Annotated in this window: 12 protein-coding genes and 1 pseudogene; 11 read left to right on the forward strand and 2 right to left on the reverse strand. The window is 74.5% G+C overall.

Annotation, left to right across the window (positions count from 1 at the left end):
* Nucleotides 1-1,749: gamma-glutamyltransferase (gene ggt / locus EF903_RS16415; RefSeq protein WP_399420999.1), on the forward strand; the 1,749-nt coding region annotated here is incomplete at its 5' end.
* A 62-nt stretch (nt 1,750-1,811) separates the two neighbouring features.
* Here ggt and map read toward each other — a convergent pair.
* Entirely contained in the window at nt 1,812-2,579 is a 768-nt protein-coding gene (map, locus tag EF903_RS16420; RefSeq protein WP_125543979.1) for a type I methionyl aminopeptidase, read from the reverse strand.
* A gap of 65 nt (nt 2,580-2,644) precedes the next feature.
* On the opposite strand from map, the gene EF903_RS16425 reads away from it, so the two are divergent.
* The 8 genes from EF903_RS16425 to EF903_RS16460 all read left to right on the forward strand — a co-directional run bounded on the left by EF903_RS16425 (nt 2,645) and on the right by EF903_RS16460 (nt 10,630).
* The gene (locus tag EF903_RS16425) at nt 2,645-2,896 is read left to right on the forward strand and encodes a helix-turn-helix domain-containing protein (RefSeq protein WP_114054902.1); all 252 of its coding nucleotides are present in this window, start codon (nt 2,645-2,647) and stop codon (nt 2,894-2,896) included.
* Between the two features lie 84 nt (nt 2,897-2,980).
* Entirely contained in the window at nt 2,981-3,172 is a 192-nt protein-coding gene (locus EF903_RS16430; protein ID WP_125543980.1) for a hypothetical protein, read from the forward strand.
* 9 nt (nt 3,173-3,181) lie between these two features.
* Nucleotides 3,182-3,562 (forward strand): PPOX class F420-dependent oxidoreductase, encoded by a 381-nt coding sequence (locus EF903_RS16435; RefSeq protein ID WP_125543981.1) that lies wholly within the window; start codon nt 3,182-3,184, stop codon nt 3,560-3,562.
* Between the two features lie 45 nt (nt 3,563-3,607).
* The gene (locus tag EF903_RS16440; protein ID WP_125543982.1) at nt 3,608-5,884 is read left to right on the forward strand and encodes a hypothetical protein; all 2,277 of its coding nucleotides are present in this window, start codon (nt 3,608-3,610) and stop codon (nt 5,882-5,884) included.
* Nucleotides 5,885-6,051: 167 nt separating this feature from the next.
* Complete coding sequence (locus EF903_RS16445) at nt 6,052-6,894, forward strand: nitrilase-related carbon-nitrogen hydrolase (protein ID WP_125543983.1); 843 nt, start codon at nt 6,052-6,054, stop codon at nt 6,892-6,894.
* A gap of 38 nt (nt 6,895-6,932) precedes the next feature.
* Nucleotides 6,933-8,186, forward strand: a complete 1,254-nt coding sequence (locus EF903_RS16450) for an aspartate aminotransferase family protein (RefSeq protein WP_125543990.1) — start codon at nt 6,933-6,935, stop codon at nt 8,184-8,186.
* A 14-nt stretch (nt 8,187-8,200) separates the two neighbouring features.
* Complete coding sequence (gene hydA, locus EF903_RS16455; RefSeq protein ID WP_125543984.1) at nt 8,201-9,601, forward strand: dihydropyrimidinase; 1,401 nt, start codon at nt 8,201-8,203, stop codon at nt 9,599-9,601.
* Between the two features lie 12 nt (nt 9,602-9,613).
* Nucleotides 9,614-10,630: a TIGR03842 family LLM class F420-dependent oxidoreductase gene (locus tag EF903_RS16460; protein WP_125543985.1), complete on the forward strand. Its 1,017-nt coding sequence runs from the start codon at nt 9,614-9,616 to the stop codon at nt 10,628-10,630.
* A 40-nt stretch (nt 10,631-10,670) separates the two neighbouring features.
* On the opposite strand, the pseudogene EF903_RS16465 reads toward EF903_RS16460, so the two are convergent.
* Nucleotides 10,671-10,931: pseudogene (locus EF903_RS16465) on the reverse strand (MarR family transcriptional regulator); the annotation flags it as partial.
* A gap of 451 nt (nt 10,932-11,382) precedes the next feature.
* Here EF903_RS16465 and EF903_RS16470 point away from each other — a divergent pair.
* Both EF903_RS16470 and EF903_RS16475 read left to right on the forward strand, forming a co-directional pair.
* Nucleotides 11,383-12,885 carry an aldehyde dehydrogenase family protein gene (locus EF903_RS16470; RefSeq protein WP_125543987.1) on the forward strand — a complete coding sequence of 501 codons (1,503 nt, stop codon included), beginning with the start codon at nt 11,383-11,385 and terminating at the stop codon, nt 12,883-12,885.
* Between the two features lie 95 nt (nt 12,886-12,980).
* A complete protein-coding gene (locus EF903_RS16475; RefSeq protein ID WP_125543988.1) occupies nt 12,981-14,519 on the forward strand; it encodes a GMC family oxidoreductase in 1,539 nt (512 codons plus the stop codon).
* Nucleotides 14,520-14,633 lie beyond the last annotated feature (114 nt).

Below are 14,633 nucleotides of genomic sequence, written 5' to 3' on the forward strand. Positions count from 1 at the left end.
GTCTTGGCGGGGGTGGCCCCGCCCTCCCCGGCCGGCGGGGCCACCCCCGCCAAGACGCCGGTGGCGGTCGGCTGGGGCGGCGTCGTCGCCAGCGTCGACCCCGACGCCACCGCCGCCGGCATCGGCGTGCTCCGCTCCGGCGGCAACGCCGTCGACGCGGCCGTCGCGACCGCGGCCGCGCTCGGCGTCACCGAGCCGTACTCCGCCGGCATCGGCGGCGGCGGGTACTTCGTCCACTACGACGCCCGCACCCGCCGCGTGCACACCATCGACGGCCGGGAGACCGCGCCGGCCTCGGCGACCGCCGGACTCTTCCAGGAGAACGGCGCCCCCATCCCGTTCGCGGAGGGCCAGACCAGCGGCCGCGGCGTCGGCGTCCCCGGCACGCCCGCCACCTGGAAGAGCGCCCTCGACGCCTGGGGCACCCGCCCGCTGAAGCAGCTGCTGAAGCCGGCGGAGAGACTCGCGCGCAGCGGTTTCACGGTGGACGCGACCTTCCGCGCCCAGACCGAGGCCAACGAGGCCCGCTTCAGGGACTTCCCCGACACCCGGAAGCTGTTCCTGCCCGGCGGCGCCCTGCCCGTCGTCGGCTCCACCTTCAAGAACCCCGACCTCGCGGACACGTACGCGGAGATCGCCCGCAAGGGCACGGGGGCCATGTACCGGGGGCCGATCGCCGAGGACATCGTCGACACCGTCCGCCGGCCGCCCGTCGACCCGGCCGCCACCCGCAACGTCCGCCCCGGCGACCTGACCGCCGCGGACCTGCGCGCCTACACCACCAAGCGGCAGGAGCCGACGCGCATCTCCTACCGCGGCCTCGACGTGTACAGCATGGCGCCGTCGTCCTCCGGCGGCACCACCGTCGGCGAGGCGCTGAACATGCTGGAGCGCACCGACCTGGGCCGGCTGCCGCAGGCGCAGTACCTCCACCGCTTCATCGAGGCCTCCCGGATCTCCTTCGCCGACCGGGGCCGCTGGGTCGGCGACCCGGCCTTCGAGCAGGTGCCGACGCGGGAGCTGCTCTCACAGCGGTTCGCGGACGCGCGTGGCTGCCTCATCAGGCCCGACCGGGCGCTGACCAGCCCGCTCGCGCCGGGCGACCCGCGCGACCCGCGGCCGTGCGCCGCGGCCGGGCAGGCCGCGCCGACCACGTACGAGGGGGAGAACACCACGCACCTGACGGTCGCCGACCGCTGGGGCAACGTCGTCTCGTACACGCTGACCATCGAGTCCACCGGCGGCAGCGGGATCACCGTCCCCGGTCGGGGCTTCCTGCTGAACAACGAGCTGACGGACTTCTCCTTCGCCCCGGCCGTCCCCGGGGTGCCGGACCCGAACCTGCCGGGGCCCGGCAAGCGGCCGCGCTCGTCGATGTCGCCGACCATCGTGCTGGAGCACGGGCGGCCGGTCCTCGCCGTGGGCTCCCCGGGCGGGGCCACCATCATCACCACCGTGCTGCAGACCCTGACCGGGCACCTGGACCGCGGGCTGCCGCTGGTCGACGCGATCGCCGCGCCGCGCGCCAGTCAGCGCAACCAGGCCACCACCGAGTTGGAGCCGGGCCTGTGGGACAGCCCGCTGCGCACCGAACTGGAGGCACTGGGCCACGCCTTCCGGCTGAACCCGGAGATCGGCGCCGCGACCGGCGTGCAGCGCCTTCCGGACGGGCGCTGGCTGGCGGCCGCGGAGCGCACGCGGCGCGGCGGGGGTTCGGCGATGGCGGTCCACCCGCACGGCAGGCCGTGAGGCCGGGCCGGGCGGGACGACCGGCAGGGTGACGCCGGGCCGGAGCCACGCCGTGCCGGCGGTCACGGTGCCGTGAGGATCCGGGGGCCGGCGGCGGTGACGGCGACCGTGTGCTCCGCGTGGGCGGCGCGGCTGCCGTCGGCGGTGCGCAGGGTCCAGCCGTCCCCGTCGCAGGTGTAGTCGTCGGTTCCGCCCGCGATCAGCATCGGCTCGATCGCCAGGACCATGCCGGGGCGCAGCGGCACGCCGCGCCCCGGCCGGCCCTCGTTGGGCACGCCCGGGTCCTCGTGCATGCCGCGGCCCACGCCGTGCCCGCCGAACCCGTCGGGGATGCCGTATCCGGCGGAGCGGCAGACCGTGCCGACCGCGTGGGCGATGTCCCCGATCCGGTTGCCGGGGACGGCCGCGGCGATGCCGGCGGCGAGAGCGGCCTCCGCCGTCTCGACGAGCCGCAGGTCGGCGGGGCGGGGGCGGCCGACCGTGAAGCTGACGGCGGCGTCCCCGACCCAGCCGCGCAGGCGGGCGCCGAAGTCGACGCTGACCAGGTCGCCGTCGGCGAGGGGGCGGTCGCCGGGGATGCCGTGCACGATCGCGTCGTTGACCGAGATGCAGGCCGTGGCGGGGAAGGGCACCGGGGCGAACCGCGGCCGGTAGCCGAGGAACGGCGAGGACGCCCCCGCCTCCGCGAGCACCCCGCGCGCCACCCGGTCCAGGGCCCGGGGCGTGACCCCGACGCGCGCGGCCGCGCGCACCGCGGCGAGGGCGCGGCCCACGACGCGGCCCGCGGCGCGCATCTCGTCGATCTGCTTGTCCGTCTTCAGCTGCACCATGCCAATAACTATACCGGTATAACTTTACCGGTATAGTTGTCGGGGGCCGGCGGTACGATGGGGCCATGGTCCGCACCCCCCTCACCCCCGAAGAGCGCGAGCGCGGCGAACGCCTCGGCGGCCTGCTCCGCGAGGCCCGCGGCGGGCGCAGCATGGTCGAGGTCGCGGCGGCGGCCGGACTGTCCGCCGAGACCCTCCGCAAGATCGAGACCGGGCGGGCGCCCACCCCGGCGTTCTTCACCGTCGCCGCGCTGGCGCAGGCACTCGGCCTCTCCCTGGACGACGTCGTCCGCCGCTGCGCCCTCGTCCCGGCCTGACCGGCAGGCGGCCGGGGTGCCTCAGGCGGGCCGAACGGACCAATCCGGGATGGGAGCGGCAGGCCGCGGGGCAAGCGTGAGGGCGTGTCAGAGAGCAACGCACCCCAGCGCCTCGGAATCGGACTCCTCGGCGCGGTCCTCGCCGCCGGCCTGCTCGTCGCCGCCTGCGCGGCCCCCGAAGAGGCCCCGTACCGTACGGGCACCCCGGGCGGCGCCGCGCCCCGCGGCCCCGCGCCCGGCCCACCGGACGGCCCCGGGCCGGCGGGCGTGCCGTAGCCTCGCGGGATGACCCTCGAAGAGCTCGGACGCGGCAAGTACGTCAGCCTCACCACGTACCGGAAGGACGGCACGCCCGTCGCCACGCCGGTGTGGGCGGTCGCGGACGGCGGCGAGCTGTTCGTCTGGACGCGCAGCGACTCCTGGAAGGTCAAGCGGATCCGGAACAACGGCCGCGTCTCGCTCGCCCCGTGCGACGTCCGGGGGCGCGTCGAGCCGGGCGCCGGCGTCCTGGAGGGAACGGCGCGGATCCTCGACGCCGACGGGCTGAAGCGGGTCCGGCGGCTGATGTCGCGGAAGTACACCTGGCAGTTCTGGGCGGTGGACCTGCCCGCCGCGGCCGCCCGCCTCGGCAAGCGCCCGCACGTGGCGATCGCCGTCCGCGCGTGAGGCGCCCGTAGCCCGCCCGTAACACGGGTGGTGTCCAATGCGGTGATGGAGACCGCGACCTCGCCCGCGACCGCACGACTCTCCGGCTACTTACGGGGCCTGACCCGGCGTCTGGACCCGGCGACGGGATGGTACGGGGAGTTCCTGCGCCGGGACCCCGAGGGGCTGCGCGCATGCCTGGAAGGCGCGGTGCCGGCGCCGTGGGACGTGGTGGATTCGCTGCTCGCCGACCTGGAGGCGGTCCGCGGCGCCGGGACCGCGGCCCGCGAGGCCGGGTACGCGGCCCGGCTGCGCGCCGAGGCGGCCGCGGAGTGGGACCGCCTGCCCGGAGGTGCGGAGGAACTCCGCGCCCACCTCGCGGCCGCCGCCGCCCAGCGCACCGCCTGCGAAGCCGCCCTGCACGCCGTGGCGGCCCGCCTCGCGGAAGCGGCCGACCGCACGGAGGCGGCGGCCCTCGCCTCCGAACACGCCTGGCTCCGCGACGACACGGCCCGCGCCGCATCCCGCCACCGGGACCTCGCCACCCGCCTGGCCGCGCTCGCGGCCGCCCCGAATCCCGCGCCCCCCGCCGACGCCCTGTCGGCCGTACCCGCCCAGCCGCACGCACGGCCCCCGGCGTCGGACACGGCAGCCGCCGGGCCGCCCACCCCCGCGGGCGGGGGCAGCCGGCGCGGTGGCGCGGCCGAGCAGGGCCGCCTCGCGCGGGCCACCCCGCCGCAAGGCCGGGAACCGACCCCGGCCCGGACACCGCAGGCCGCGCCGCCGTACCCGGAAGCCGCCGGACCGGCCGCCGTGGTGCCGCCGCCTTCGGGGCCGGCCGGTACGACGCCGGCGTCGGGCGCGGGCCAGGGCGGGCCGGCCGCTGCGGTGCCGCCGTCCTGGGCGTCGGCCGTGCCTCGGCCGGGCGGCGGGGAGGCGGAGGGCCGTTCTCCGGGGGCCGGCCCGGCGCGAGGCGGGGAGCCGGCCGCGGGCCGGACGCCGCCTGCCGGACGCCCGGCGCACGGTGCAGGCCCCGGGGGCCCGCCCCTGCAGGAGGAATCGGCGTACCGGGGGCTGCCGGGGGTCGGCCCAGCGAGCCACGCCGCCGGGGGCGGCACCGGTGGCGGCGTCTCGGCCGGCCCGGCGGAGCAGGAGAGCAGCGCCGACCCTGCCGGCCGGCCCCGGACGGCACCCTCGCCCCGGGAGGTGTTCCGGGAGGGCGCCGCGGGCCGTACGGCAGGGCAGGGCGGCGGTGACGGTTCCGGCGAGGCCTCGTCGGCGTCGCGGCAGCCGGGGCGGGGGCTGCGGAAGGCAGGCGGGGCGCGGTACGCGGGCGCCGATGACGCGGATCGCTCCGCGGAGGGCGGCTTCGCCGGACGTGCACCGGACGCCGGCGCCCCGGAGCCGGAGAGCGCCGACGCGCCGCGGGCGGCTCGGCGGCGCGGGCGGAAGGCAGGCGGGGCGCGGTACGCGGGCGCGGCCCCCGCGGAGGATGCGCCGCCGACGGGCATCCCGTACGACTCGGCCCCGGTGTCGGCCCGGGCGCCGGCGCCGCGGGGCGCGCGGTTCGCGGGGGCTGCGGGATCGACCGCCCCCGCGGGCAGGACGGCCGCCGCCTCTGCCGCTCACCCGGGCGCGGCCCCGCCTCCTGCTGTCGGCGTGACCGCTGCGGGATCGGCCGCAGGCGCGGCTCCCGCCACCCATCCCGGTGCCGGCGAGGCAGGCACCGCAGATGCCGCGGTTGCCGGGGCCGCCGACGGTTGGGCCGCGGGCGGGGGCGCCGGGGCGGCCGACGGCCGGGCCGCCGACACCGGCGGGGCCGCCTACATCGCACGGTTCGCACGGGAGTTGGTCCGGCTGCGGATGTCGGGGCAGGGCGGCGAGGCGTACGCCCTGCTGTGTGCGGCGGCCGGCTGGCCGCCCGAGCGGCTGCCCGCACTCGCCGACGCGCTGGCGCGCGCCGGGCTGGGCGCCGACTGGGCCACCCTGCTGTGGGAGGCGGCCGCGCTCCCGCCCGAGCGGCTCGCGGCGGTCGCGGCCGCCCTCGGGGCGGCCGGGCGGCACGCCGACTGCGCGGCGCTGCTGCGCCAGGGCGTGGCCCGTCCCGCCTCCGACATCGCCGAGGCCGCCGTCGCGCTCCTCGACACCGGCCGGGAGCGTGAGGCCGGCGCCGTCCTGGAGGCGTTCGTACGGGCCCGGACCGCCGAGGACGCCGCCCGCGCCGCCCGACGCGACCCCGACCGGCTCGTCCCCCGCCTGCTGCGCGCCGCCGCGGACGTCTCCGCAGGACACCGCCGCGACCTCGTCCACGCGCTGCGCGTCGCGAAACTCCCCGACTCCTGAACCGACCGCTTCATGAGCGGATTTGACCGGCCCGTGCGCGATTTCGACCGACTGCTCCAACCGTGCAAGGCGGTCTTGCCCCGCCGTGTGACGGGGCCTACGTTCTACTCCCTACGCACACCGTCTACGTGCGTAGAAGTCGGCGTTCCCGTCGCGAGGAGCAGCTCATGGCCCAAGTCGTCCGCGCCGCACTCGTCCAGGCCACCTGGACCGGAGACACCGAGTCGATGATCGCCAAACACGAGGCGCACGCCCGCGCGGCAGCGGCGCAGGGCGCGCGGATCATCGGGTTCCAGGAGGTGTTCAACGCCCCCTACTTCTGCCAGGTGCAGGAGCCCGAGCACTACCGGTGGGCCGAGCCCGTCCCCGACGGCCCCACGGTCCGGCGCATGCAGGACCTCGCCCGCGAGACCGGCATGGTCATCGTCGTCCCCGTCTTCGAGATCGAGGACTCCGGCTTCTACTACAACACCGCCGCCGTCATCGACGCCGACGGCAGCTACCTCGGCAAGTACCGCAAGCACCACATCCCGCAGGTCAAGGGCTTCTGGGAGAAGTACTACTTCCGCCCCGGCAACCTCGGCTGGCCGGTCTTCGACACCGCCGTCGGCAAGGTCGGCGTCTACATCTGCTACGACCGCCACTTCCCCGAGGGCTGGCGCGCCCTCGGCCTCGCCGGCGCCCAGCTCGTCTACAACCCCTCCGCCACCCACCGCGGCCTGTCGGCGCACCTGTGGCAGCTGGAGCAGCCCGCCTCCGCCGTCGCGAACGAGTACTTCGTCGCGGCGATCAACCGCGTCGGCCGCGAGGAGTACGGCGACAACGACTTCTACGGCACCAGCTACTTCGTCGACCCCCGCGGGCAGTTCGTCGGCGACGTCGCCAGCGACAAGGAGGAGGAACTCCTCGTCCGCGACCTCGACTTCGATCTCATCCGGCAGGTCCGCACCCAGTGGGCCTTCTACCGCGACCGCCGCCCCGACGCCTACGAAGGACTCGTCAAGCCGTGACCGACCCGACCCCCCTGCTCAGCCGCCACCGCTCCGTCATGCCCGACTGGCTCGCGCTGTACTACGAGAGCCCCCTGGAGCTCACGCACGGCGAGGGCCGCCACGTCTGGGACGCCGACGGCAACCGCTACCTCGATTTCTTCGGCGGCATCCTCACCACGATGACCGCGCACGCCCTGCCCGAGGTCACCAAGGCCGTCTCCGAGCAGGCCGGCCGGCTCATCCACTCCTCCACCCTGTACCTCAACCGCCCCATGGTCGAGCTCGCCGAGCGCATCGCCGCGCTCTCCGGCATCCCCGACGCCCGGGTCTTCTTCACCACATCCGGCACCGAGGCCAACGACGCGGCCCTGCTGCTCGCGACCGCGTACCGCCGCTCCAACCAGATCCTGGCGATGCGCAACAGCTACCACGGCCGGTCCTTCACCACCGTCTCCGTCACCGGCAACCGCGGCTGGTCCCCGACGAGCCTGTCGCCGCTGCAGACCTACTACGTCCACGGCGCGGTCCGCACCCGAGGCCCCTTCGCCGCACTCTCCGACGCGGAGTTCACCGCCGCCGCCGTCGCCGACCTCGAGGACGTCCTCGGCCAGGCCCGCGGCTCCGTCGCCGCGCTGATCGCCGAGCCGGTCCAGGGCGTCGGCGGGTTCACCTCCCCTCCCGACGGCCTGTACGCCGCCTTCCGGGAGGTCCTCGACCGGCACGGCATCCTGTGGATCAGCGACGAGGTGCAGACCGGCTGGGGCCGTACCGGCGACCACTTCTGGGGCTGGCAGGCCCACGGGCGGAGCGGCCCTCCCGACATGCTCACCTTCGCCAAGGGCATCGGCAACGGCATGTCCATCGGCGGTGTCGTCGCCCGCGCCGAGGTGATGAACTGCCTCGACACCAACTCCATCTCCACCTTCGGCGGCTCCCCGGTCACCATGGCCGCCGGCCTCGCCAACCTCGGCCACCTGCTGGAGCACGACCTCCAGGGCAACGCCCGCCGCGTCGGCGGCCTGCTCCTCGAACGGCTCCGCTCCGCCGCCGCCCCCGTGCCGGCCGTCCGCGAGGTCCGCGGCCGCGGCCTGATGGCCGCCGTGGAGCTCACCCGTCCCGGCACCGACCAGGCCGACCCCGACGCCGCATCGGCCGTACTGGAAGCCGCCCGCCGCGGCGGCCTGCTCCTCGGCAAGGGAGGCGGGCACAACACCAGCGTGCTGCGCATCGCACCCCCGCTGTCCCTCACCGTCGCCGAGGCGGAAGAGGGCGCCGACATCATCGAACAGGCCCTGCGCAGCATCGTGTAGCCGGGAGGCGCCGCATGTCCCACCGCACCCTGATCCGCGGCGGCCTCGTCGTCACCGCCGCCGACGAACTCCACGCCGACGTCCTGGTCGAGGACGGCAAGGTCGCCGCCCTCGCCGCCCACGGCTCGGCGGCCGCCGAGGCCTGGACGGCCGACCGCGTCCTCGACGCGACCGGGAAGTACGTCATCCCGGGCGGCGTCGACGCCCACACCCACATGGAGCTGCCCTTCGGCGGGACGTCCGCCTCCGACACCTTCGAGACGGGCACCCGGGCCGCCGCCTGGGGAGGCACCACCACCATCGTCGACTTCGCCGTCCAAAGCGTGGGCCGCGGCCTGCGCGAGGGCCTCGACGCCTGGTACGCGAAGGCGGACGGCAACTGCGCCGTCGACTACGCCTTCCACATGATCCTCTCCGACGTGAACGAGGCGACCCTGAAGGAGATGGACCTCCTCGTCGGCGAGGGCATCACCTCCTTCAAGCTGTTCATGGCCTACCCGGGCGTCTTCTACAGCGACGACGGGCAGATCCTGCGCGCCATGCAGCGGGCCTCCGGGAACGGCGGGCTGATCATGATGCACGCCGAGAACGGCATCGCGATCGACGTCCTCGTCGAGCAGGCCCTGGCGCGCGGCGAGACCGACCCCCGCCACCACGGCGAGGTCCGCAAGGTGCTGCTGGAGGCCGAGGCCACCCACCGGGCGATCCAGCTCGCCCGGGTCGCCGGCTCCCCGCTGTACGTGGTCCACGTCTCGGCGGAGGAGGCCGTCGCGGAGCTGGCCGCCGCCCGCGACAAGGGGCTGCCGGTCTTCGGGGAGACCTGCCCGCAGTACCTCTTCCTCTCCACCGACAACCTCGCCGAGCCGGACTTCCAGGGCGCCAAGTACGTGTGCAGCACGCCCCTGCGGCCGAAGGAGCACCAGGCGGCGCTGTGGCGGGGCCTGCGGACCAACGACCTCCAGGTCGTCTCCACCGACCACTGCCCCTTCTGCTTCCGAGGGCAGAAGGAGCTGGGCCGCGGCGACTTCTCCAAGATCCCGAACGGCCTGCCGGGCGTCGAGAACCGCATGGACCTCTTGCACCAGGCGGTCGTCGACGGGCACATCACGCGCCGCCGCTGGATCGAGATCGCCTGCGCGACCCCGGCCCGCATGTTCGGCCTCTACCCGCAGAAGGGCACCATCGCGCCGGGCTCGGACGCCGACATCGTCCTGTACGACCCGCACGCCGAGCAGGTCCTCTCCGCCGAGACCCACCACATGAACGTGGACTACTCGGCGTACGAGGGCAGGCGGGTCACCGGGCGCGTCGAGACGGTGCTCTCCCGCGGAGAACTCGTCATCGACCGCCGCCAGTACACCGGCCGGGCCGGCCACGGGGCGTTCATCCACCGCTCCACCTGCCAGTACCTGTAAGGAGACCCCCGCATGGACTTCGGCCTCGTCCTGCAGACCGACCCGCCGGCCTCCCAGGTCGTCAGCCTCATGAAGCGGGCCGAACGCAACGGCTTCCGCTACGGCTGGACCTTCGACTCCGCGGTGCTGTGGCAGGAACCGTTCGTCATCTACAGCCAGATCCTCGCCCACACGCAGAAGCTCCACGTCGGCCCGATGGTCACGAACCCGGGCACCCGCACGTGGGAGGTCACCGCCTCCACCTTCGCCACCCTCAACGACATGTACGGCAACCGGACCGTCTGCGGCATCGGCCGCGGCGACTCGGCGATGCGCGTCGCCGGCCGCAAGCCGAACACCCTCGCGCGCCTCGGCGAGGCCATCGACGTCATCCGCGACCTGGCGGAGGGCCGCGAGGCGAGCGTCGACGGCAACCCCGTCCGCATCCCGTGGATCAGGAACGGCAGGCTGCCGGTCTGGATGGCGGCGTACGGCCCGAAGGCCCTGGCCCTCGCCGGGCAGAAGGCCGACGGCTTCATCCTCCAACTCGCGGACCCGTTCCTGACGGAGTGGATGGTGAAGGCGGTCCGGGAGGCCGCGAGCGAGGCCGGCCGCGACCCCGACGCCCTCACCATCTGCGTGGCGGCCCCCGCCTACGTCACCGCCGACGACTCCCCGGAGGCCCTGGCCCACGCCCGGGACCAGTGCCGCTGGTTCGGCGGCATGGTGGGCAACCACGTCGCCGACCTGGTCTCCCGCTACGGCGAGCACTCGGGCATGGTCCCGGACGAACTCACCGCGTACATCAAGGACCGGCACGGCTACGACTACAGCCACCACGGCCGCGCCGGAAACCCGGACACGGCGTTCGTCCCGGACGAGATCGTCGACCGCTTCTGCCTCCTCGGCCCGGCGCGGGCGCACGTGGAAAAGCTCCGCCACCTCCGCGGCCTGGGCGTCGACCAGTTCGCCGTCTACGACATGCACGACAACCGCGAGGCCACCATCGACGCCTACGGCTCCGAGGTCATCCCCGCGGTCAACGCCTGACGCCCGGTACCGGCCCCGCCCGGCCCCGCTCGCCGCCGCGCCCGGGGGCCTTCAGCCGGTCGGCCATCCTCACGGCGGTGGACGGCTGGACGCCGAGATGCTCCGCGAGCACCACCAGTTTGGAGGGCCCGCGGGTCGACAGCACCACGAGCATCCGGAACTGCGGCAGGGTGATGGCCTCCTCGACCGCCGCGAGCGACCGTGCCGACACGGCCGCCGGCAGGCGGGACGCCGTCAGTACGGCGCGCGTGACGGCCTCGATGTCGTCCTGCGCCGGGCCGGTCCCCGGATGCTCGTCCATACGGCCTTTGTACCGCGCGGCGGCGGCCGGCTTGTCCGGATTCGGCGCGGGCAAACCCCCGAGTTGCGCTCGAAGGCATAACGTTCCGATCGCGAACGTGGCACTGGGCAGAGATGTTATCTCTTCGTTACCAAGTCGGATTTACATCATCTTGTACTGGTTTGCTCAAACATCTTGTTGACTTTGTCACTTTGCGACGCGTGCAGGCCGCTCCGGGGATAACACTCCGCCCGGCCCGGGGCAAGGCCCGCGCCTCATGCGATTTCCCTTTCTGCTGGGTAACTTCGGCCCGCATGACCAGCACCTGCCCTCCGGCTGACCGGCGGCGGCCCCGGAGCGGGCACCGTCCCGGCGGACCCCGCGCCCCGCGGCCCCGTCATGCCGGCGGTCCGCGCCGCATGTGCAGCCGCACAGCACGGTGGACCGGCTCGAAGCAGAAAGCACCGAACTGTTGTTGACACGAACGACCATTCACGCGGACGGCACCTGGCGCGATGCGCTGAGCGGTGAGACGCGGGAGATCCTCGACCCGGCGGACGGCCGCCCCTTCGCGGTCGTCGCCGAGGGCGGCGCGGCGGACGCCGACGCCGCCGTCGCCGCGGCGCGCGCCGCCTTCGACTCCGGCCCGTGGCCGGGCACTCCGGTGGCCGAGCGGGCCGACCTGCTGCGCCGCACCGCCGCACTCCTCGTCCGCGACCGCGAGGAACTGGCCCTGCTGGAGAGCCGCGACGCCGGGAAGACCCTCGCCGAGGGGCGGGCCGACGTCGACTGCGTCGCGGACGCGTTCCGCTACTTCGCCGACCTGGTCCTGGCCGAGGGGGCGGGCCGCGTCGTCGATGCCGGCAGCGACACCGTGCACAGCGTCGTCGTCCACGAGCCGGTGGGCGTGTGCGCGATGATCACGCCCTGGAACTACCCTCTCCTGCAAGCCAGTTGGAAGATCGCGCCGGCCCTGGCCGCCGGCAACACCTTCGTGGTCAAGCCGAGCGAGATCACCCCGCTCAGCACCGTCGCGCTGATCGGGCTGCTCACCGAAGCCGGACTCCCGAGCGGCGTCGCGAACCTCGTCACCGGCCCCGGCCACACGGTCGGCGCCCGACTCGCCGAGCACCCCCACGTCGACCTCGTCTCGTTCACCGGCGGCCTCACCAGCGGGGTGAAGGTGGCGCAGGCGGCGGCGCCCGGCGTCAAGAAGGTCGCCCTGGAGCTCGGCGGAAAGAACCCGAACGTGGTCTTCGCCGACTCCTGCCGAACGGCCGAGGGCTTCGACACCGCCGTCGACCAGGCCCTCAACGCCGCGTTCATGCACAGCGGGCAGGTCTGCTCCGCAGGCTCCCGGCTGATCGTCGAGGAATCGGTACGGGAACGCTTCGTCGCCGAGCTGAGCCGCCGCGCCGCCCGGATCCGGCTGGGCCGGGGCACCGAGGAGGGCGTCGAGTGCGGCCCGCTGGTCTCGTCGGCCCAGCTGGAGCGCACCGAGGAGTACGTCGCGTCCGCGCTCGCCGAGGGGGCCGTGCTCCGCAGCGGAGGACGCCGCCCCGAGCCCTCCGCCACCAGGCCCGCCGGCGGGTACTTCCACGAGCCCACGGTCCTCGACCGCTGCCACCGGCGCATGCGCGTGGTCCGCGAGGAGGTCTTCGGGCCCGTTCTGACAGTGGAGGCCTTCCACACCGAGGACGAGGCGGTCGCACTTGCGAACGACACCGAGTACGGGCTCGCGGGAGCCGTCTGGACCGCGGACGCGGCCCGGGCCCGCCGGGTCGCCGGCCGGCTGCGCCACGGCACCGTGTGGATCAACGACTTCCACCCCTACCTCCCGCAGGCCGAATGGGGCGGATTCGGCAAGTCGGGCGTGGGACGCGAGCTCGGCCCGTCCGGCCTCGCCGAGTACCGCGAGACGAAGCACGTCTACCAGAACCTGGCGCCCCGCCCCGTCCGGTGGTTCTCCGGCTGACCCGGCGGACCCTCCGGCCGGCGCGGCGGCCCGCACCGGCCGGGGCCGGGCGCAGCCACCCGTACGCCCCCCACGCTTCATGGAGTGAACTCAGGATGTCCGACCGCACCTACGACTACGTCATCGTCGGCGGTGGCACCGCCGGTTCGGTGATCGCCTCCCGCCTCACGGAGGACCCCGCCGTCACCGTCGCCGTCATCGAAGGCGGCCCGTCCGATGTCGACCGCCCCGACGTCCTCACCCTGCGCCGCTGGACCGGCCTGCTCGGCGGCGACCTGGACTACGACTACCCCACCACCGAACAGCCGCGCGGGAACTCCCACATACGGCACAGCCGGGCCCGCGTCCTCGGCGGCTGCTCCTCGCACAACACGCTGATCGCGTTCAAGCCGCTGCCGTCCGACTGGGCCGAGTGGGCCGCGATGGGCGCCGACGGCTGGGACGCCGCGTCGATGGACCCGTACTTCGGCAGGCTCCTCAACAACATCGTCCCGGTCGACGAGAAGGACCGCAACGCCATCGCCCGCGACTTCGTGGACGCGGCGCAGGACGCCCTCGGCGTGCCCAGGGTCGAGGGGTTCAACCGCGAGCCCTTCCACGAGGGGGTCGGCTTCTTCGACCTCGCCTACCACCCGGAGGACAACAAGCGCTCGTCCGCTTCCGTCGCCTACCTGCACCCGTTCCTGGACCGGCCCAACCTGCACCTGCTGCTGGAGACCTGGGCGTACCGGCTGGAGTTCGACGGCGTCCGCGCCACCGGCGTACGGGTGCGCGCCGCGGACGGCGAGGAGCTCCTCGTACGGGCCTCCCGCGAGGTGGTCGTCTGCGCCGGCGCGGTGGACACGCCGCGGCTGCTGCTCCACTCCGGCATCGGTCCGCGCGAGCAGCTGGCCGGACTCGGCATCGACGTCCGCCACGACCTGCCGGGCGTCGGCGAGAACCTGCTCGACCACCCGGAGTCCGTGATCGTCTGGGAGACCCGCGGTCCGATCCCCGAGAACTCCGCGATGGACAGCGACGCCGGACTGTTCGTACGGCGCGACCCCGAGTCCGCCGGACCCGACCTGATGTTCCACTTCTACCAGGTGCCGTTCACCGACAACCCCGAGCGGCTGGGCTACGAACGGCCCGCGCACGGCGTGTCGATGACCCCGAACATCCCCAAGCCCCGCAGCCGCGGCCGCCTCTACCTGACGAGCGCCGACCCCGAGGCCAAGCCGGCCCTGGACTTCCGCTACTTCACCGACGAGGACGACCACGACGCCCGCACCCTCGTCGACGGCATCAGGATCGCCCGGAGGATCGCCGCGGCGGAACCGCTGGCGTCCTGGCTCGGCCGCGAGGTCTGCCCCGGCCCCGACGTCACCGGCGACGAGGAACTGAGCGAGTACGCCCGCAGGGCCGCGCACACCGTGTACCACCCGGCCGGCACCTGCCGGATCGGCGCCGAGCACGACACCATGGCCGTCGTCGCCCCCGACCTGGCCATCCGCGGCCTGGAGGGCATACGGATCGCCGACGCGTCCGTCTTCCCCACCATTCCCGCCGTCAACCCGATGATCGCCGTCCTGATGGTGGGGGAGAAGTGCGCCGACCTCCTCACCCGGTCCGGCGAACCGAAGGAGGCTTCCTAATGCTGTTGTCAAGCAGCCTCGGTGACAGGCGGTGTCACTTGGTAGCACCGTCGGTCACGGATGAGGGCCCACAGGACGTTGACGCGTCGCCGGGCGAGGGCGAGGACGGCCTGG

Source organism: Streptomyces sp. WAC05292 (assembly GCF_003949955.1).
Lineage (GTDB): Bacteria > Actinomycetota > Actinomycetes > Streptomycetales > Streptomycetaceae > Streptomyces > Streptomyces globosus.